We start from the raw sequence: 19,241 nt of genomic DNA on the forward strand, positions 1-19,241 counted from the left end.
CCTTCTGGTTACGGCGAGTTTGCTGCTTGCTGGAGAGGGGGCGAGATGAAACTGATAGCATTGACTTTTGACGATGGTCCGGACACGAAACTCACGTCGGAGGTACTGGACGTGCTAGAAGAACACGGTATTGTGACCACTTTCTTCGCTGACCGATCCTTGAAAGGATGATATCCATGGGGGGTGAACTGGGAAATCATTCGTGGAACTATGAGCCTTTGGACAAGGTTGATCTTGAATACACGGGAAAAAATCTCGCTTTTTCAGGACACTGAACCTGGCTGTGAGCGATACTATGTTTGAGGTAATAGATATTCTTTTCATGAATAGTGTCCCCGTTGCGGTTGGGCAGGTTGTGATAGAGATCCTGAAAAAATCGCGAGCAACGTATTGAACAGCGTGAGGGGTAGTGCCATAGTACTCCTTCACAACGTACAGTTGGAACCGCATCCAATCGTTGAAGCCCTCATCATATTGAGTGAACTTTTCAAAAGAAAGGGAGTGAATCCTGAAGATCCAAAGTACAGAGGGAAAATATGAATATATGTGGGGTGAATTACTCTAAGAAGGGGGTGTTTCTATGAGGAGAGCTCTAGTTGTCCTTTGTATTCTTTTGGTTGCCGGTCTATCCCTTGCCATCACCATAGGTGTCATTGGGAAATCCGTTCATCCGTACTGGTCTCAGGTTGAACAGGGGGTCAAAGCTGCAGGAAAAGCTCTCGGAGTGGACACAAAGTTTTTCGTTCCTCAGAAAGAAGACATCAACGCCCAGCTTCAGATGCTTGAGTCGTTCATAGCCGAGGGTGTCGATGGCATAGCCATTGCGCCGTCCGATCCAACGGCAGTCATCCCCACGATCAAAAAAGCTCTTGAGATAGGAATACCGGTGATAACACTCGACACAGACTCCCCAGACAGTGGAAGGTACGTTTACATCGGAACGGACAACTATCAGGCAGGGTACTCCGCTGGACTCATCATGAAAAAGCTCCTCGGTGGAAAAGGAAAAGTCGCCATCGGAACAGGTTCTCTCACAGCAATGAACTCGCTTCAGAGGATTCAGGGATTCAAAGATGCAATAGCAGATTCAGACATCGAAGTCGTAGACATACTCAACGATGAAGAAGACGGAGCGAGAGCAGTGTCACTTGCAGAGGCGGCATTGAACGCTCATCCAGATCTTGACGCCTTTTTCGGCGTTTACGCCTACAACGGTCCCAGCCAGGCACTCGTGGTGAAGAACGCTGGAAAAGTAGGAAAAATCAAGATAGTCTGTTTTGACACAACTCCGGACATTCTTCAATATGTGAAGGAAGGAGTCATACAGGCAACCATGGGGCAAAGACCCTACATGATGGGATATCTCTCCGTCACGGTACTCTACTTGATGAACAAAATAGGTGTGCAGAACACCCTGATGATGCTTCCGAAAGTCACTGTCGATGGGAAAATGGACTACGTGATCGACACGGGAGTTGACGTTGTCACACCGGACAACCTCGACGAGTACGTGAAAAAGATGGAAGAGCTCGGAATCCCGATAAAGTTCTGAGAACATGGGAGGGGAGTCCCCCTCCCTTTTCCGAGGTGATGGAAGTTGGATATTCTGAAAGCAAAAGGTGTGGTGAAAAGATTCCCGGGAGTTCTGGCGGTTGACAACGTTGATTTCGAGGTTCACGAAAACGAGATCGTTTCCCTCATTGGTGAGAACGGTGCGGGAAAATCAACCCTGATCAAGATCCTCACGGGTGTTTTGAAACCCGATTCTGGCGAGATACTAATCAACGGTGAAAGGGTGATATACCACTCTCCAGTTGATGCGTTTAGAAAAGGAGTTAGCGTCATCCATCAGGAACTGAACCTCTGCGACAACATGACGGTCGTCGAGAACATATTCCTCGCTTACGAGGCTGTCAGAGGAAAGAAACGGAATCTCTCCAGCAGGGTGGATGAAGAATTCATGTACGAAAAGTCAAAAGAACTACTCGATCTCATAGGAGCAAAATTTCCTCCTGGCGCTCTGGTGAGAGAACTGACCACTGCCCAAAGGCAGATGGTGGAGATATGTAAGGCTCTGGTGAAAGAACCGAGGATCATCTTCATGGACGAACCCACTTCATCCCTCACTGTGGAAGAAGCAGAAAGGCTCTTTGAGATCATAGAAATGTTGAAAAGAAGGGGCATCTCTGTGGTCTTTGTTTCACATAGACTGGACGAAGTTATGAGGATCAGCGACAGGATTGTTGTGATGAGAGATGGAAAGAGAGTAGGAGAGCTGAAAAAGGGAAAGTTTGATGTGGACACGATAATAAAACTAATGGTGGGAAGAGAAGTGGAATTCTTTCCCCATGGAATGGAGATAGTGCCAGGGGAAGTCGCCCTCGAAGTCAAAGATCTAAAATGGAAGGACAAGGTGAAGAACGTGTCCTTCAAAGTGAGGAAGGGAGAAGTTCTAGGATTTGCTGGACTCGTCGGAGCTGGTAGGACGGAAACGATGCTTCTGATATTCGGTGTGAATAAAAAAGAGGCTGGAAAAATATTCGTGAACGGAAAAGAAGTTGAAATAGAAAACCCAGAAGACGCTATAAAGCTGGGGATAGGGCTTATACCGGAGGATAGAAAACTCCAGGGTCTTGTTTTGAAAATGACAGTGAAGGACAACATCGTTCTTCCATTATTGAAAAATATCAGCAAATGGGGTCTTGTGCTCGATGAGAAGAAAGAAGATGGAATGGCCGAAGAGTATGTGAAGAGGTTGTCCATAAAAACACCATCTATATACCAGATCACCGAAAACCTCTCCGGTGGAAACCAGCAGAAAGTGGTCCTCGCCAAATGGCTTGCAACAAACGCTGACATTCTGATTTTCGATGAACCCACCCGTGGTATAGATGTCGGTGCAAAGGCAGAGATACACAGGATAATCAGAGAACTGGCCACACAGGGAAAGGCTGTGATAATGATCTCATCAGAACTCCCAGAGATATTGAATCTCAGCGACAGAATAGTTGTCATGTGGGAAGGGGAGATCACGGCTGTTTTGGACAACAAAGAGAAAAAAGTCACACAGGAAGAAATCATGTACTACGCATCTGGACAGAAAAGGCAGAACGGGAGGGTCGCGTGATGGATCTGTACGTGGGGCTCGACGTGGGAACGACCGGTGTGAAGGGTATTCTCGTGAACGAGAAGGGAGAGATACTGGCAACAGCAAGTAAAAGACTCTCCATGATCACTCCTCAACCTGCTTGGGCAGAGCAGGACCCTCTTTCTTGGTGGAAGGCTGTGAGAAAGATACTGAAGGAACTTTCTGGCAGATCAGAGGAGATCGGAGGAAGAATAAAAGCGATCTCCACCAGTGGACAGATGCATAGTCTTGTGGCGATAGACGAAAACGGAAGTGTTCTGAGAAACGCTATTCTCTGGTGCGATCAGAGAACCCATAGAGAATGCGAAGAAGCCACACAGATTCTGGGGGGAGAGGAGAACGTCCTCAAACTGGTTGGTAATCCTATTCTTCCAGGTTTCACACTTCCCAAGATATTGTGGATCCGAAAACACGAGCCAGAGATCTACGAGAAGATTTCGAAGATCATGCTTCCCAAAGATTTCATAAACTACATGCTCACCGGTGTGGCGAAAACAGAACACTCGGATGCTTCCGGAACGACGATGTACAGTGTGTCCGATATGGAGTGGAGCAAGGATGTTTTGAAGGAACTCAAAATACCGGAACACATACTTCCGGAGATAATACCATCGAACGGTGTGGTCGGAAGAGTTAAATCGGATGTGGCAAAGGATCTTGGCCTTTCTGAAGACATTCTTGTGATAGGAGGAGGAGCGGACAACGCCTGCGCTGCCCTCGGAATAGCAGTCGTGGAACCCGGAGATGTCATGGTGAGTTTGGGTACCTCTGGTACTGTTCTGGCTCCCACGAAGGGAAAAGAGCCAGATCCAAAGGGCAGGGTGCACTTCTTTGCACACACCGTTCCGGAAACGAGATACCACATGGGTGTGATGCTTTCTGCCACGTACTCGCTGGAGTGGTTCAAAGAAAAGTTCTTGAGCGAAGACTACGATACGATCAACGATGAGGTAGAAAAAGTTCCCATCGGTTCAAAGGGGATCGTCTTCCTCCCTTATCTGAACGGTGAAAGAACCCCGCATCGTGACCCCTTTGCGAGGGGTGTCTTCTTTGGAATCTCTTCTTACAACACCAAGTGGGACATGGTAAGAGCGATCTTCGAAGGAGTTGCTTTCGGTATCAAGGATTCTTTCGATATACTGAAAGAGCTCAAAGTGGATCTCAACAACGTGAGGATCACCGGTGGTGGCTCAAAGAGCAAGGTGTGGAACAGAATGCTCGCGGATATGACGGGGTTGAAGATTCAGAAACCCACCGTGGATGAAGGAGCTTCCTACGGCGCTGCCATCCTGGCCGTTTCTGGTGCAACGGAAGAAAACCCTGCGAAAATCTCAAAGGAATGGTTCAGTGTGAAAAGCCATACAGAACCTGTTCCCGAGAACACGAAGGTTTACGAAGAACTGCATGAGAAGTTCAGGAGACTCTACATTTCCCTTAAGGAAATGTTCAAAGCGTGAGAAGAGGGCGAACTGCCCTCTTCATTTCTGAAGGAGTTCGAGCAACTTCTTTCTAGTTCTCTCGAAATACTCATCCTTGAGGGCCCAGGAAAGTCCATACCTTTCATACCGCTCCCTTACACGCCATCTGTAGTGCATATCATCGATGAAAACACAGTCCACATATGGTTTCAACATCCTTGATAATCTCTCCGGATTCATCGGAAGTATGGGACTGATAAAAGCACAGGTTCTTACGCCGTTTTCTTTAAACGTTCTCAGAACCCCGATCCTCTCTTCTATGGAACTCGCGCTGGGTTCAAAGATCTTTCGGATCTCATCGTCATCAGTCGTAACGGTGAGTCCAACGGTGGCTCTCTTCATCTCCCTGAACAGATCCAGATCCCTCAGAACAAGTGTGGATTTTGTGAGAACCATCAATTCGATCTCCAGAAGAGGAAACTCCAGAAAAACCTCCAGGCATTTTCGAGTGAGTTTGTATCTTTCCTCGAGGAATTGGTAGGGATCACACATGGTACTCATGAAGACGTATCCTGGCTTTTTCCTGATGATATCGCTTCTCAAAACTTCATCTATGTTCTTCTTCACAATGATCTCCGACTCCCACTCCATCCCTTTGTAACGCCGTGCGTAATCTCTGGCGTAACAGTACACACAGGCGTTGGTGCAGCCCACGTAAGGACTGAGAGTGTATCGTCTCTTGGATTCGGAAAAGGTCAACGCGCTCTTCACTTGTATTTCCCTCACCCTCACCTTCTCACCCTCTCAAGAATACCACGGAAAATCTTTAGAAATTTCCCAGGATTGTTTCAGTGTTTTCACAGAAGAATGGAGTATAATTTCTCGGGAAATCCTACCACATGTTGAATTGCTGTGAAAGGACACACAATATGTTGCTAGAAAAATCAGGAGGGAAAAGCTCACATGAAACTGTCCAGTTTGATCGAAAAGTGGATCGGTGTTGAACCTTCCGAGAACGCCCAGATCATACTGAAAGATCGATATTTCATGAGGGACTTGGATGGTAATTTCCTTGAGACAAAGTGGGAAGATGCAGCAAGAAGAGTGGCAAGGGTTGTGGCAACCGCTGAACTTCTGAATCCATCTTACAAAAAAAGTGAAAAACTCGACAGGATAAAGGAATGGGAGGATGCCTTTTTCAAAATCCTGAAGGCAAGGTTGTTTCTTCCAAACAGCCCCACTCTTTTCAACGCAGGGCTAGGTGTGAGGTACGAGCTTCTCTGGAAACCTATCGATCAGATGACCCTTGAGGACTACGAGGAGATATACAGAACGCGAAACCATCTCCATATGCTCTCTGCCTGCTTCGTCGTACCGGTGGGAGACAGCATAGAAGAAATCTTTGAGGCAGTGAAAGAGTACGCGCTTATCACGAAAGTGGGAGGTGGGGTTGGAAGCAACTTCTCCGAACTAAGACCAAAGGGAAGCTTCGTTGCGGGCACACATGGAAAGGCATCGGGACCCGTTTCGTTCATGCACGTTTTTAACTCCGCCATTTCTGTGGTGAAACAGGGATACAGAAGACGCGGCGCTCTAATGAGTATCCTGAACATAGACCATCCCGACATAGAGGAGTTCATAGATGCGAAGAAAGAGAACACAGGAGAAGCGGTGTTGAACTTTTTCAACCTTTCTGTCGGTATCCCCATGGACAAAAAGGAGATCCTGAAGCTCTACGAGGAGGACGGCGAGCTGGAACTCTCCCATCCAAGGAGTACTATCAGGAAAAAGGTGAAAATCAGAGAGCTTTTCAAAAAGATTTCGATCAGTGCCTGGAAGAGCGGTGATCCCGGGCTTGCCTTTCTCGGAGAGATGAACAAGTATTATCCCCTCTACCCGCACAGGAAGATCAATTCCACCAACCCCTGCGGAGAAATTGGACTTTCTGATTATGAAGCCTGTAACCTTGGTTCGATCGATGTTGCCAAGTTCTACAACAACGGCTTTGTTGATCTGGAGGCACTCCAGGAACTCGTTCAGATAGCCGTTCGTTTTCTCGATAATGTCATCGATGTGAACGTATTTCCAATCGACAAGATTACAAAGGCAGTCAAAGAAAGCAGAAGGCTCGGGCTTGGAATCATGGGCTTTGCCGATCTTCTTTACAAACTTGAGATTCCTTACGATTCACAAGAAGCACGGGATTTCGCCTCCAACCTCATGGCTTTCATCGCCCTTCATGCTCACAGAACGTCTTACGAACTCGGTAAAGAGAAGGGGAACTTCCCACTCTTTGAAATCTCGAGATATAGAACGGAAGCAAACTTCGTTCCATTCGCCATGGGTGCGAGCAATTATGATGACGAGGTAAAAGAAGTCATGAAGATGACCAAAGAATTCAGGAGGAACGTGGCATTGTTGACCATTGCTCCGACAGGATCGATTTCGAACATAGCAGATACATCTTCTGGTCTGGAGCCGAACTTCCTTCTTGCCTATACCAGATTCATGACGAAAGAAGATGGAACGAAGGAACCTCTCCTCTACGTGAACCGGGTCCTCAAAGAGAAATTGGATCCTGAGGTCCTTAAAAGAATAGAGAAGGATCTTATAGAAAAAGGCAGCTTGAAGGATATTCCTGATGTTCCAGAGAAGATAAAGCGAGTGTTCGTGGTCGCACTGGACATAGATCCCATAGATCATCTTCTCATGCAGGATGCGTTCCAGAGGTACGTCGACAACAACATCTCCAAGACGATAAACATGCCCCAAAATGCCACAGTCGAAGACGTGCTGAACGTTTACCTGGAAGCTTTGAAGACGAACGTAAGAGGAATCACGATATACAGGGACGGTTCTCTTCAAACGCAGGTGCTCACAAGGGCTCTCAAAACACCGGAAGCACCGAAGGTTCAGTTCTTTGTCGTTGACGAAAAAATGAAGCTTCACCCGAGGCCAAGAAAAGATACACTCAGGAGCGTTACAAGAAAGTACAAAAGGCCCGATGGAACTACCTACATAACGATATCCTTCGATGACACAGGAGAAGCTGTAGAGATATTCATATCGAATGGTAGCGAAATGGCGGAAGTGATAGGAAGGCTCTCTTCCATCGCGTTGAGAGCGGGCGTTTCCATGGACGAGATCATAGAGCAGCTTTCGAAAGTGAAAGGAGATTACTGCCGGGGTCTTGCCGAGGAGATTAAAAAGGCTCTCGATGACTTCTCGAAACTTTGGCTCAGAACGGGTGAGGAAGAAACTGAAGAAGAACCGATGGAGAGAGAGAAATTCATCGTAGCAAACAATTTAAAATGGCAAAGTGGTTACTACGTTGATAACGAGGGAAACGTGTACTGCCCCGTCTGTCTTTCAAAAAACTCGCTGATAAAGCAGGAAGGATGCGTGAGCTGTAAGAATTGCGGATGGTCAAAGTGTGAATGAGGGGATGAAAGTGTGAAGATCATACCCTCTCAAAAACACATTTACTCCTTCTCTGGGCAAGCACAGCCTGTAGAAGAGGTGTATCCAGGTGAGCAGGTGATCTTCGAAACCCTCGATGCGCTGGGTGGGAATCACAAGACGATAGACTTTTCGAAGGTCAATCCCGCAACGGGTCCCGTCTACGTCAACGGTGCAAAACCAGGTGACACTCTGGTCGTACGAGTGAAGCGAATTGAACTCCCAAAGAATGGCATCATTGTAACAGGAAAGGGATTCGGTGTCCTCGGAGACGAGGTAGAGGGATTCCACACAAAAGAGCTGGAGATCGAAAGGTGGGCGGTCCTCTTCGACCACATCAGAATACCTGTTCATCCAATGATCGGTGTGATCGGTGTCGCTCCGGCTGAGGGAGAGTACCCCACGGGAACCGCACACAAGCATGGAGGAAACATGGACACAAGGGAGATCACGGAAGGATCGACGGTGTACCTCCCTGTTTTCCATGAAGGTGCTTTACTCGCCCTCGGAGACGTCCACGCAACGATGGGAGACGGAGAGGTCTGCGTTTCCGCGTGTGAAGTCTCTGCGAAAGTAGTTGTAGAGGTCGATGTCGCCAAGGAAGAAATCAAATGGCCTATGGTGGAAACAAGCGATGCTTATTACATCGTTGTTTCACTACCAAACATTGAAGAAGCTCTGAAAGAAGTCATAAGGGGAGCAGTATGGTTCATTCAAAGAAAAAAGACCATACCATTTAAAGATGCCTACATGATCGCAAGCCTCTGTGTGGACATCGGAATCTCCCAGCTAGTGAATCCCAACAAAACCGCGAAGGCACGTATCCCGAAATACATCTTTTCGGAGGTTTGAAGATGCTGTACGATCTTGCGAGACGAAGAAAAACCATTCGAAAATTCAGAAAAGAAAAGCCCCCGGTTGAAGATCTGATCTACTCGTTGAAAGTGGCGAACGAAGCTCCTTCCGGTATGAACGCCCAGCCCTGGAGATTCCTGGTAGTGGAGGATGAGGACCTCAAAAGACAGATCAGGAAATCCTGCGAAAATGCTGAAAAAACCTTCTACAGGAACATAAGGGGAAAACTCAGAGAATGGCTTCACGAAAAATCCTTCAGCTGGGAAAAACCCTTCCTCGAAGAGGCTCCTTATCTTCTGCTTGTTTTCTCGGAGAAGAATGCACCGTACTCAAGAGAGTCGGTCTGGATTGCCGTGGGGTATCTTCTTCTTGCACTGGAAGAAAGAAAGCTTGGAAGTGTCCCCTACACACCCCCCAATCTCAGAGAGCTGGAAGAGCTGGTGAACGCCTCAGAGAATCTGCGGTTGGAAGTTATCCTACCTGTCGGCTACCCGGACGATCCAAAGCCGAAGTATCCAAGGGAGGAAGTAAAAGTGAAGTTCAACCGTTTCTAAAAAACACCCCAGAAGGGGTGTTTTTTTAGACAGTGTACTCTTCTAGAAGCTCTTTGTAGTCGTCGAACCAGAGAGCCTGAGGGTTCCTTTTGTAAACCATTACCTTTCTTCTGTTTTCTTCATCATGCGCTCTGTGATATTTGAAGACGATGAAATTCTTCGTAATGGCTGCCACCTCTATCTTCCCTGTTTTGTGGGACATCACGTACCTCACCCTCTTGGCAACTCCTGAGATATTTGAGACCGCTCTTGTGAATATCTCGTATCCTTCCTCGATCGGTACAGCAAACTTCTTGTTACCAACAACTGGCCTGTTCTGAAACACGTAGTATGGTGTGACTCCCACAAAAGAGAGCTTGTCTAGGAGTTCTCCCAGTGTTTTCGGTGTATCGTTTATGCCTCTGAGAAGGGGTGTTTGGTTACAGAGCACTGTCCCCGCATCTTTCAAAAGGTTCACCGCCTCTATTGCCTCTTTTGTCAGCTCCTTTGGATGGTTGAACTGTGTCATAACGTAAATCTTTTTCTCTTTCGTACTGTATTTTCTGATCATCCTCAGAAGGTCGGGATCGTCGATTATCCTGTAAGGATTGAACGCTGGGATCTTGCTGCCGATCCTTATTATCCGAACGTGATCTATCTCCCTCAGAGAGCTGATGATTCTTTCCAGCTTCTCTGTGGACAAAAGTAAAGGATCACCACCTGTGAGTAAGACGTTTGTTATCTCCCTGTGAGAACGGATGTAATCGAGCTGAGGTGCGATGTCTCGTATCACCTCTGCTCCAACATTTATAAAGAGTCTTTTTCTGAAACAGAATCTGCAAAATCCTCCACACACATCGTTCACAAGAAAGAGCGCTGTATCGGGATATTTGTGTTGAAGTCCTTTGACAACAGTGTAAGATTTTTCGCTAGACGCATCCAGTGAACCCCACTCTTCAAGTTCATCTTCCTCAGGTATGATGATCTTTCTGATTGGATCGTCTGGGTCCGACCAGTTTACAAGTCCCAGATAATAAGAGTTGGCCCTGAATTGGAATTTTCTCTCCACTCTTTTCAACTTTTCTCTTTCCTCAGGAGACAACTGTTCTATCTGAGTAACACTGGTGTAGTATCTCACCTTCAACTGAATCACCTCCTGATATTTGTTTTAACAAAGTTATATTGATTAAATACAACACTCAAAAAAAATCGAAGAACACCTCTTCGATGCATATGCGGTTTGTCCTTAATCTAGATTATACCATAATACAGCATAATACCTGAACCTGTTAGATGAAGTACCTAGAAAATTACTGACATTTTTTCATAAATAAATTTAGGATAGGACTAAACTCTCGAGTATCGAGAATATGGTACAATATACTTGCAAATGCTTTGCATTTGCAGGTGGGAGTGTGAGGATGACAAGGAACAGAGAGAAAATTTTGAAAATCATCGAAGAATCGAAGATTCCCCTCACTGCGGAGGAGATCCACAAAAGAACGGATGTGAACCTCTCCACAGTTTACAGAGCATTGAGATTCCTGGAGATGAGGAAACTCATTGGCTCTTTCAATATAAACGAGGGGGCAAGATACTTTTTCAAAAAAGACAGGCATTACCACTTCATGGTGTGTAAAAGATGCGGAAATCTCTTTCCGTTTGAGGAGTGCGCCAGGGAACTCATCGATACGCTTCAGAAAAAATACAATTTTTCAGAAGAGAGTCACTTGTTTTTGATATACGGTATCTGTAAAAACTGCGGGAGGTGAATTCCATGAAGAAACTATTCCTTTCTTTGATCCTTGCACTTAGTTTGGTCTCTTTTGCCGGTAAGGTCGTGGTTACGATAAATCCGTACTATCTAATCGTATCCCAGCTCTTTGGAGATAGTTCCAACGTGGTGCTCCTCGTCCCACCGAACGCGAATCCACACCTTTTTTCGTTGAAACCCACTGATGCTAAAACTCTGGAAGAGGCAGATTTGATAGTGGCAAATGGAATGGGGCTGGAACCCTACCTGAAAAGATACAGTGAAAAGACCGTGTACGTTTCGGATTTTGTTCCCGAGATTTTTCTCGAAGACGAGAATCCACACATATGGCTCGACCCTTTTTTCCTCAAGTATTACATCGTCCCAGGTTTGTACCGGGTGCTCTCAGAGAAATTTCCGAAAAAACAGAAAGAAATAAGACAGAACACAAAACAGGCCATTGAGGAATTGAGCGAAGTGATCATAGACTCTTTCAATGTACTCTTTCCACACAGGGGTAAAATCGTGGTCATGCCCCATCCGAGTTTTCTGTATCTTTTCAAAGAATTTGACCTGAAACTGCTTCCTCTCTCCAGCGGACACGAACACTCGACAAGCTTTTCCACGATCAAAGAGATTCTTGAGAAGAAAGAGCAAATAGCGGCATTATTCAGAGAACCGCAGCAGCCTGGTGGGATGCTGACACCACTCGAAAAAGAGCTGAAGTTGAAGAGCTTCGTGCTAGATCCCCTCGGCGTAGATGGAGAAAAGAAGATTTCAGAGCTTCTGAGGAAAAACCTAGAGACAATCAAGGAGGCTCTGAAATGAAGATTATCGAAGTGAAAGATCTCACCTACAGAGTCAAGGGTTTCGAAATATTGAAGAACATAACGTTTTCAGTTGAGGAGGGAGAATTCGTTGGAATAATTGGTCCCAACGGGGCAGGCAAGACCACCCTAGTGAAGATCCTGGTGGGGGAGATAAAAGACTATGAAGGGAAGGTAGTGGTAAGAGGGAAGATAGGATACCTCCCCCAGCTTCACGAAGTCCAGAGGGAATTTCCTATAACGGTGAGGGAATTTGCCGCGATGGGAATGTACGGAAGGTTGAGAAAGATCGACTGGGAGAAAGTGAAAACCGCCCTGATCGACGTTGGAGTTTCTCACAAGGAAGCCGATCTCATAAAGAATCTCTCTGGAGGTGAGTTTCAAAGATTGTCTCTTGCTAGAGCTTTGCTGTCCGAACCAGATATCCTCGTGCTCGACGAACCAGAAGCTGGGGTGGATGAAATGGGGAAAACCGCATTCTACGAACTTTTGAATAGGTTGAGAGGAGAGAGAAACATCACCGTTGTAATGGTCAGCCATGACATTGGCATGGTCTTCAAGGAGTGTTCCACGGTCATGTGCCTTAACAGAACTCTTCATTGCCACGGTCCGACGGAATCCATCAGCCCTGACGACCTGAAGAGGATCTTCGCAGATTTCGACATTTGGATCAGAGGGCCAAGGCACTATGAGATATTTCATAGGGAGGGGAAAAATTGAACTTCTTCCACGATCTTGTCCAGTACGAATTTCTGAGAACAGCTTTCATTGGAGGAGTGTTCACTGCGATCTTGTCCGGGGTTGTTTCACCCTTCGTGGTGTTCAAGAGAATGGAATTCATAGGAGATGGAACGGCGCACGCGGTCTTCGCAGGCCTCGCGATCTCCGCTCTCCTCGGTAGTGATCCCAGATTGATCTCTTTCGCTACGGCACTGGTGTTCGCCTTCGTCGTGAGCCTCCTTTCTCGCTCGAAACTCCACGAAAGCAGTGCCATAGGAATTCTCCTTCCGCTCTTCATGGCTATCGGTGTTGTGCTGTTCTCCGTTTCGGGAAAATATCAAACGGATGTGATGGGATTTTTGTTTGGAGATATTCTCCTTGTGAACCAGTCAGATATGATATTGACTTTCCTCATCCTAGTGACGAACATCATCTTGATATCACTTCTCAGATGGGAGATCAAGTACTTCATTGTGGATGAGAAGATGGCCCGGTTCTACGGTATCAAAACGAACCTTGTACACATTTTGGTTACCTCTCTTATAGCGATAACTGTTGTCACAACTGTTAAGGTGGTGGGAGTCATTCTCACAGGGGCTCTTTTGATTCTCCCTGGACTGGTCGCCAAGACATTTAGCAAATCCTTCAGATCTTTGTTTGTGGTATCCGTCGTGTTCAATGTGGTTACCTTCCTTGTGGGATTTCTCGTCGCCTACACCTTCAATCTGCCACCTGGTCCCGTTATCGTGATCGTCGCTTTTGTTTCTTTCCTTCCAATGCTAAAATTTTCCTGATGTGGAGAATCGCCATCGTCGATGATGACGAAAAGATTTTGGAGATGCTCAACAAAAAGCTTTCAAAACTGGGCCACGTGGAAACCTTTCTCACCGGTGAGGACTTCCTCAACAGTGAGAAATTTTTTCATGTCGTGGTCCTCGACGTTAAGCTTCCAGATTACAGCGGGTACGAGCTCTGTCAGATGGTAAAAGAGGAGCGTCCCGAGACGTGGGTGATACTTCTTACTCTTCTTTCAGATGATGAAAGTGTACTGAAAGGTTTCGGAGCGGGAGCGGACGATTACGTGACGAAACCGTTCAATCCAGATATCCTCCTTGCGAGAGTGAAGAGATTCCTAGAAAGACAAAGAAAGAGTCTCTACGATTTTGGTGAGCTGAAGGTGGATGCAACTGGTGCAACTGTCTACCTGAAAGGAAAAAGGATTCATCTTCCTAAGAGGGAATTCGATGTTCTCCTTTTCCTCGTGGAAAACGCGGGCAAGGTTGTCACAAGAGAAAAACTTCTGGAGACGTTCTGGGAAAAACCGGTCTCAACGAGAGTTGTCGATACAGTGATAAAAAGGATTAGAAAAGCTATAGAAGAGGATCCGAACAGACCTAAGTACATCAAAACAGTTTGGGGAATAGGATACACCTTTACGGGGGGAGAAAGATGATTGCTTTGCGTACGTTTCTCATCACGTTTCTTGTAAACGCTGCCCTTCTCAGCGTTTTCTGGAGTTCCAAGGTGGATTTCATAGACGTCGCCATTTTTTCTTTCTTCTCCGCCCTCCTGGTAGGCGTTGCAACACAGGTACTCGTGAGCAAACGCCTTCTGAGGCTCAGAGAATCCATCTCTAAAAAACAACCGTTCGACGACTTCCTGAACGACGAGATCACAAAACTCTCAGAAGAGATCAACACACTCGTTCAAAGCACAGCCCTCCAGGAAAAAGAAACCGAGAGATTGAAAGATGTCGTAACCGGATTCGTACACGATGTGAAATCGCTTCTGTGGAATGAGGTTAAGGATGAGAATCTTCAGAGAATCGTAGAAGAGTTCTACGAGTTTGCGAAACTGGAGGCCGGGATTGAAAGATTGAGAAAAGAGCCAGTGAACTTGGTGGAACTTGTAAACGATGTGGTGGAAAGATTCCCCGGAAAGGTTTCCCTCGAGTACGAGGAAGAAGTGACGATTCAAGCAGATCCCACAAAGCTCTTCAGGGCATTTTACAACCTGATAGAAAACGCCGTCAAGTATTCTTCGGGGTGTGTGGAGGTCTTCGTGTCAAAGGACAGGGTGGTTGTGAAAGGACCAGGACCGGAGATTCCGTACGAGGTACGAGCGAATCTCTTTGAAAAGAAGAAAAAAAGCAAAGGCACAGGCATAGGCCTGTATCTCGTCAGAGAGCTTTTGGAGATGCACGGTTTCAGAGTCATCTACAGAAGAGAGGGAGGGTTCAACATCTTCGAGGTTCAAATCGGGTACACGGGCATATCGTCGGTGAAATCAGACAGAGATTCCAGATAGTTGAAATCTACTCCTATTTTCTCTTCGTATCTTTTTCTCAGAAACTTCTTTCCAACCTCTCCAAGGATGATGGCTATGAGAAGATCCTCATCGGTCTCCACAAGAACTCCCAGCTCTTCCCTGGCTTTCTCCACCTCGGCCTCCAGCAAGTCCGCCGGCCTACAGTCTATGGGTTTTTCTTCGCCCAGGATTTTCTTCACAAGTCCTGGGTCTATCGGCGCGGGTGGCCTCCCGTAGAGCCCTTTCACGTAGTTTCTCGTTTCGTTCGTTATTCTCTCGTATCTACCGTAAACAACGTTCAGAAAGGCCTGAACACCAACGATCTGGCTCGTCGGCGTGACAAGAGGCGGATATCCCAGATCTTTTTGAACCCGAGGAACCTCTTCTAAAACCTTGTCCAGAAGATGCTCCATTCTCTGTTCCTTCAATTGTTTCAGAAGATTGGAGTACATCCCTCCTGGAATTTGAGAGAATATGATCCTCGAGTCAGGATACTTCATCCCCACGTCGTACTCGACGTACTTGGCCCTCACTCTCGTGAAGTGTTCCACCAGGAATTTCAGGGCCTCTTTGTCAAATTCTTCCTTTTCGTTTCCCTGGAAAGCGTAGTACATGGATTCAAAGGTGGGCTGGGAGGTTCCCATAGAAAACGGAGATATGGCCGTATCGAAGAAGTCTGCTCCTGCTTCAAAAGCTGCCTGATATGCAAGAGGAGCAAAACCGGTGGTGCAGTGAGAATGAACCTCTACAGGAATGGAGAACTTCTCCTTCAATGCCTTCACAAGTTCATAAGCCCTTTTCGGTGTGAGAAGTCCCGCCATGTCTTTTATGCATATGGAATCCACTCCCATGTCTACGAGCTTTCTCGCAAAATCGAGGTAGTATTCGAGCGTGTGAACGGGGCTCACGGTGTAACTGATCGCTCCCTGAACATGAAGGCCTCTCTTCTTCGACTCTTCTATTGACTTTTGAAGGTTTCTCTCATCGTTCAGCGCATCGAATATACGTATGATGTCGAGACCGTACTCCGCTACTTTCTTTATGAAGAGTTCTACCACATCATCCGCGTAGTGCCTGTAGCCAACGAGGTTTTGACCTCTGAGAAGCATCTGGATCTTGGTGTTTTTCAACCCTTCTCTGATCCTTCTGAGTCTTTCCCAGGGATTTTCATTCAGAAACCTGACGGCAACATCGAAAGTCGCTCCACCCCAAACTTCCATAGAATGAAAATTCATCCTATCGAAGGCCTCGAGGGCGGGCACCATGTCATCCGTTCTCATTCTGGTCGCAATGAGCGATTGATGGCCATCTCTCAATGTTGTGTCAACGAACATTATCTTCACCTCCGAGCCTTTCCAGAAGGCGAACCACGAGGTTCACTCTCTCCTCGAACCTGTCGACCTTAGCGTACTCTTCCTCCGAATGCATCTTTCCACCGGGAATGCCAAGTCCATCCATGGATGGAACGTTTTTCTGAGAAAAGAACGCCACATCTCCCCCGCCCGTCGCTCTGACGAAGGAAGATTCCATTCCCATTTCTCTGGCAACCGACTTCACGATCTCAACAAGGAACTTATCTTCCTTCATGGGGAGTCTTCGAAGCTTCATAGTGTAAGAGATGGTTGCCTCGGGAAGAACTGTGGACAGATTTTCAAGTACTCTCTTCAAAAATTCGTATTCCTCATCTTCGTAGAATCTCACATCAAAATAGACCTCCGCCTTATCTGGTGTAACGTTGCTCTCCAGACCACCCTTCACAATGGTTGGGTTGATCGTGAGGCTGCTGAACCGTCCGTTCAACGAGAGGAGTTCCACTATCTTGTACGAGATCTCAGCGATGGCGTTTACTCCTTCGTCAAGTCTGGAAGCGTGCCCCTTTTTTCCGTGTGCGAAGAGCCAGAGGGAGATGATCCCCTTTCTAGAAGAGATGAACTCTCCATTTTCTCTACCTGGCTCAAAGGAAAGGCAACAGGAGGTTTTTTCCGCTACCTCAAGGAAGGTGTCCTTGCTTATAGGAGAGCCCAGCTCTTCGTCAACATTCAACACAACACACACGCTCGTTCTTTTCTCTTTGAAGAACCTTTTAAGCGCTTCCAGGAGTACGACGACGCCACCTTTCATGTCACAGACTCCAGGACCTCTGGCAATGCTCCCCTCGATCTTGAAAGGTCTCCTCTTTGCTTCTCCTTCGGGAAAAACCGTATCGAGATGGCCTATGAGGGTTATGTAGGGGGGATCCCCACAGAAGGCAACATAAGCGGCTTTTCTTCTCTCCACCTTGAATCCAAGATCTCCTAGAACATCTGCGAGGAAGGATGTCCTGTTCAACTTTTCTTCCATCGAAAGATCGGGGCCAGTGTCCGTGTTGACAAGTTTTTCGTATATCTCCATCCAGCTCATTTTTTTCCCTCCGTTCAATTATACTATATCTTTGGAAAGGGGGAATTTCTGTGACAAAAAGGCAGGCGTTTTTGCTCATCGTTTTACTGGGACTGGTCAGTCTCTTTGCAGACGTGACGTACGAAGGAGCAAGAAGTATTGTGGGTCCTTTCATGAAGACTCTTGGAGCGAGCGCCGCAGCGCTGGGCTTTGCAGTTGGGCTGGGGGAGCTGATAGGATACGCCTTCCGACTTGTGTCCGGTGTTTTGAGTGACAAAACGAAGAAATACTGGCTTTTCACCATTCTCGGGTACACCGTGAACCTTCTGGCTGTTCCCATGCTTGCCTTTGCGGGAAACTGGCAGGTGGCACTCGTTCTGATTCTAATGGAAAGATTCGGTAAAGCCATGAGAACTCCTGCAAGAGACACTCTCCTTTCTTTCGCATCAGAAGAAGTAGGAGCCGGCAAGAGCTTCGGAATACACGAAGCACTGGATCAGGTAGGAGCCATTCTGGGACCTCTTTCGCTCACGTTTGCCCTTGCCTTTGGAAAGAGTTACAGGTTCTGTTTCTTCATACTCTTTATCCCTGCTCTCATTGCACTTGCTCTTCTTCTCACAGCACGTATTGTGTTCCCTTCACCCCAAAAAACAGCACGGGAGAGGAGAGAAGTCGATCGAAAACTCAGTGGAGCCTACTGGTTCTATCTGCTCGTCGTCTCGATGATCGCGTTTGGGTTTGCTGATTTCCCCTTGATCGCCTACCATATGAAGAACGTGGAACTAACCAAAGATTTCCTCGTTCCCGCCATCTACTCTGTGGCAATGGCTGTTGACGCTGTGAGTGCACTCGTTTTTGGATATCTCTTCGATAAGAAAGGTTTTGTAGCACTGGTTTATTCCGTTTTTCTCTCTGCCTTCTTCCCGTTACTTTCGTTCTCCAGCTATTTCCCTCTCATCTTCGCCGGAACAGTTCTGTGGGGTATCGGCATGGGTGCTCAGGAGTCGATTATGAGGGCCGTTGTTGCGAAGATAGTTCCCCAGGAAAAACGCGGTTTTGCCTACGGCATGTTCTTCACAGTGTACGGGGTATTCTGGTTTCTGGGATCGTGGATTCTAGGGATCCTTTACGATACCAATCGCCTTTATCTGATTCTTGTTTCGTTCCTTGCGCAGCTGACGGCAGGCGCTCTTCTTCTCAGGCTCAAAAGAATGGCAGATTGAAAAAGTCACATTGCTTGTGTAAAAATTAGAAAGGGGGATTTTCATGAGAATCGACAACGTCAGTTTAATGAGGTACATACAGCAGTTGAACCTTGAGAAAATGAATCGTCCTACAATAGGTTTCCAGTTCAACACCGCTTCAGAGCTATCCATTCAACAAAGGCTAAGAAGCCAGATCCAGGGATACAGATCGACCCTTCTACAGATATACAACGGTATAGGACTTCTGAACACAGCAGACGCCGGTCTTGAAAGTATCGCAGCAGCCATTCAGAGAGCTAGGGAACTCGCCGTTCAAGCATCCAACTCGACCCTCACAGAGAATGAAAGATCTTTACTCCAGCAAGAATACAGCGAGATACTTCAGGGCATAAAAAGAACGATTCAGCAGACCACGTACAACAACCAGAGGATCCTTGAGGGTGGAAGTTTTGTGGTACAGGCAGGTGCAAACGAAGGACAAAACATCGCAGTGAACATACCAAATCTCAAGGAGGTACTCTCAAGGCTGTTTGAAACGAACATTTCAACAGATGCTCAAAAGGCCTTAGAAACAATCGAGCAAACTTTAGAAAGCGTTTCCCAGATAAGAGGGAGTATCGGTGCCTGGACGAACAGA

Annotated in this window: 20 protein-coding genes; 16 read left to right on the forward strand and 4 right to left on the reverse strand. The window is 46.8% G+C overall.

The window, feature by feature from the left end; all coding sequences use genetic code 11:
- Positions 1-45: 45 nt before the first annotated feature.
- From J7K79_RS06880 to xylB, 5 genes are all read left to right on the forward strand, one after another.
- On the forward strand, positions 46-171 hold the full coding sequence (locus J7K79_RS06880) for a polysaccharide deacetylase family protein (protein ID WP_296906795.1): 126 nt from the start codon (positions 46-48) through the stop codon (positions 169-171).
- A gap of 219 nt (positions 172-390) precedes the next feature.
- Positions 391-540, forward strand: coding sequence for a hypothetical protein (locus J7K79_RS06885; protein ID WP_296906748.1), 150 nt, complete (start codon positions 391-393; stop codon positions 538-540).
- A gap of 40 nt (positions 541-580) precedes the next feature.
- A complete protein-coding gene (locus J7K79_RS06890) occupies positions 581-1,552 on the forward strand; it encodes a sugar-binding protein (protein WP_296906751.1) in 972 nt (323 codons plus the stop codon).
- A gap of 45 nt (positions 1,553-1,597) precedes the next feature.
- Positions 1,598-3,127, forward strand: a complete 1,530-nt coding sequence (locus J7K79_RS06895) for a sugar ABC transporter ATP-binding protein (protein WP_296906754.1) — start codon at positions 1,598-1,600, stop codon at positions 3,125-3,127.
- The gene (gene xylB / locus J7K79_RS06900) at positions 3,127-4,605 is read left to right on the forward strand and encodes a xylulokinase (RefSeq protein ID WP_296906758.1); all 1,479 of its coding nucleotides are present in this window, start codon (positions 3,127-3,129) and stop codon (positions 4,603-4,605) included. Before J7K79_RS06895 ends, xylB begins: the two co-directional genes overlap by 1 nt.
- Before the next feature lie 21 nt (positions 4,606-4,626).
- On the opposite strand, the gene J7K79_RS06905 is transcribed toward xylB, so the two are convergent.
- Complete coding sequence (locus J7K79_RS06905; RefSeq protein WP_296906760.1) at positions 4,627-5,358, reverse strand: radical SAM protein; 732 nt, start codon at positions 5,356-5,358, stop codon at positions 4,627-4,629.
- A gap of 171 nt (positions 5,359-5,529) precedes the next feature.
- Between J7K79_RS06905 and J7K79_RS06910 the strand changes: the two genes are divergently transcribed.
- The 3 genes from J7K79_RS06910 to J7K79_RS06920 are packed head-to-tail and all read left to right on the forward strand — an operon-like array spanning position 5,530 to position 9,434.
- Entirely contained in the window at positions 5,530-8,007 is a 2,478-nt protein-coding gene (locus J7K79_RS06910; RefSeq protein WP_296906762.1) for an adenosylcobalamin-dependent ribonucleoside-diphosphate reductase, read from the forward strand.
- A 12-nt stretch (positions 8,008-8,019) separates the two neighbouring features.
- Complete coding sequence (locus tag J7K79_RS06915; protein ID WP_296906765.1) at positions 8,020-8,877, forward strand: acetamidase/formamidase family protein; 858 nt, start codon at positions 8,020-8,022, stop codon at positions 8,875-8,877.
- Positions 8,878-8,879: 2 nt separating this feature from the next.
- Complete coding sequence (locus tag J7K79_RS06920; protein WP_296906768.1) at positions 8,880-9,434, forward strand: nitroreductase family protein; 555 nt, start codon at positions 8,880-8,882, stop codon at positions 9,432-9,434.
- 25 nt (positions 9,435-9,459) lie between these two features.
- Here J7K79_RS06920 and J7K79_RS06925 read toward each other — a convergent pair whose 3' ends face one another.
- Positions 9,460-10,557 carry a KamA family radical SAM protein gene (locus J7K79_RS06925; RefSeq protein WP_366932602.1) on the reverse strand — a complete coding sequence of 366 codons (1,098 nt, stop codon included), beginning with the start codon at positions 10,555-10,557 and terminating at the stop codon, positions 9,460-9,462.
- Between the two features lie 277 nt (positions 10,558-10,834).
- Here J7K79_RS06925 and J7K79_RS06930 point away from each other — a divergent pair, with 277 nt between their 5' ends.
- The 6 genes from J7K79_RS06930 to J7K79_RS06955 are packed head-to-tail and all read left to right on the forward strand — an operon-like array spanning position 10,835 to position 15,020.
- Positions 10,835-11,185, forward strand: coding sequence for a Fur family transcriptional regulator (locus J7K79_RS06930; protein WP_296906801.1), 351 nt, complete (start codon positions 10,835-10,837; stop codon positions 11,183-11,185).
- Positions 11,186-11,190: 5 nt separating this feature from the next.
- Entirely contained in the window at positions 11,191-11,994 is an 804-nt protein-coding gene (locus tag J7K79_RS06935; RefSeq protein WP_296906773.1) for a metal ABC transporter substrate-binding protein, read from the forward strand.
- Positions 11,991-12,713, forward strand: a complete 723-nt coding sequence (locus J7K79_RS06940; protein WP_296906776.1) for a metal ABC transporter ATP-binding protein — start codon at positions 11,991-11,993, stop codon at positions 12,711-12,713. The genes J7K79_RS06935 and J7K79_RS06940 overlap by 4 nt, the downstream gene beginning before the upstream one ends.
- Complete coding sequence (locus tag J7K79_RS06945; RefSeq protein WP_296906778.1) at positions 12,710-13,507, forward strand: metal ABC transporter permease; 798 nt, start codon at positions 12,710-12,712, stop codon at positions 13,505-13,507. The genes J7K79_RS06940 and J7K79_RS06945 overlap by 4 nt, the downstream gene beginning before the upstream one ends.
- On the forward strand, positions 13,507-14,166 hold the full coding sequence (locus tag J7K79_RS06950; RefSeq protein ID WP_296906780.1) for a response regulator transcription factor: 660 nt from the start codon (positions 13,507-13,509) through the stop codon (positions 14,164-14,166). The genes J7K79_RS06945 and J7K79_RS06950 overlap by 1 nt, the downstream gene beginning before the upstream one ends.
- Positions 14,163-15,020: a HAMP domain-containing sensor histidine kinase gene (locus J7K79_RS06955; protein ID WP_296906782.1), complete on the forward strand. Its 858-nt coding sequence runs from the start codon at positions 14,163-14,165 to the stop codon at positions 15,018-15,020. Before J7K79_RS06950 ends, J7K79_RS06955 begins: the two co-directional genes overlap by 4 nt.
- On the opposite strand, the gene J7K79_RS06960 is transcribed toward J7K79_RS06955, so the two are convergent.
- Positions 14,966-16,354 (reverse strand): pyruvate carboxylase subunit B, encoded by a 1,389-nt coding sequence (locus J7K79_RS06960; RefSeq protein WP_296906785.1) that lies wholly within the window; start codon positions 16,352-16,354, stop codon positions 14,966-14,968. The genes J7K79_RS06955 and J7K79_RS06960 overlap by 55 nt on opposite strands.
- Entirely contained in the window at positions 16,344-17,420 is a 1,077-nt protein-coding gene (locus J7K79_RS06965) for a M20 family metallopeptidase (protein ID WP_296906788.1), read from the reverse strand. Before J7K79_RS06965 ends, J7K79_RS06960 begins: the two co-directional genes overlap by 11 nt.
- Before the next feature lie 50 nt (positions 17,421-17,470).
- Here J7K79_RS06965 and J7K79_RS06970 point away from each other — a divergent pair, with 50 nt between their 5' ends.
- Together J7K79_RS06970 and J7K79_RS06975 are read left to right on the forward strand one after the other, a co-directional pair.
- A complete protein-coding gene (locus tag J7K79_RS06970) occupies positions 17,471-18,622 on the forward strand; it encodes an MFS transporter (RefSeq protein ID WP_296906790.1) in 1,152 nt (383 codons plus the stop codon).
- A 43-nt stretch (positions 18,623-18,665) separates the two neighbouring features.
- Positions 18,666-19,241 (forward strand): flagellin (locus tag J7K79_RS06975; RefSeq protein ID WP_296906792.1); only part of this gene is annotated, 576 nt, incomplete at its 3' end.

Source organism: Thermotoga sp. (genome assembly GCF_021162145.1).
Classification (GTDB): domain Bacteria; phylum Thermotogota; class Thermotogae; order Thermotogales; family Thermotogaceae; genus Thermotoga.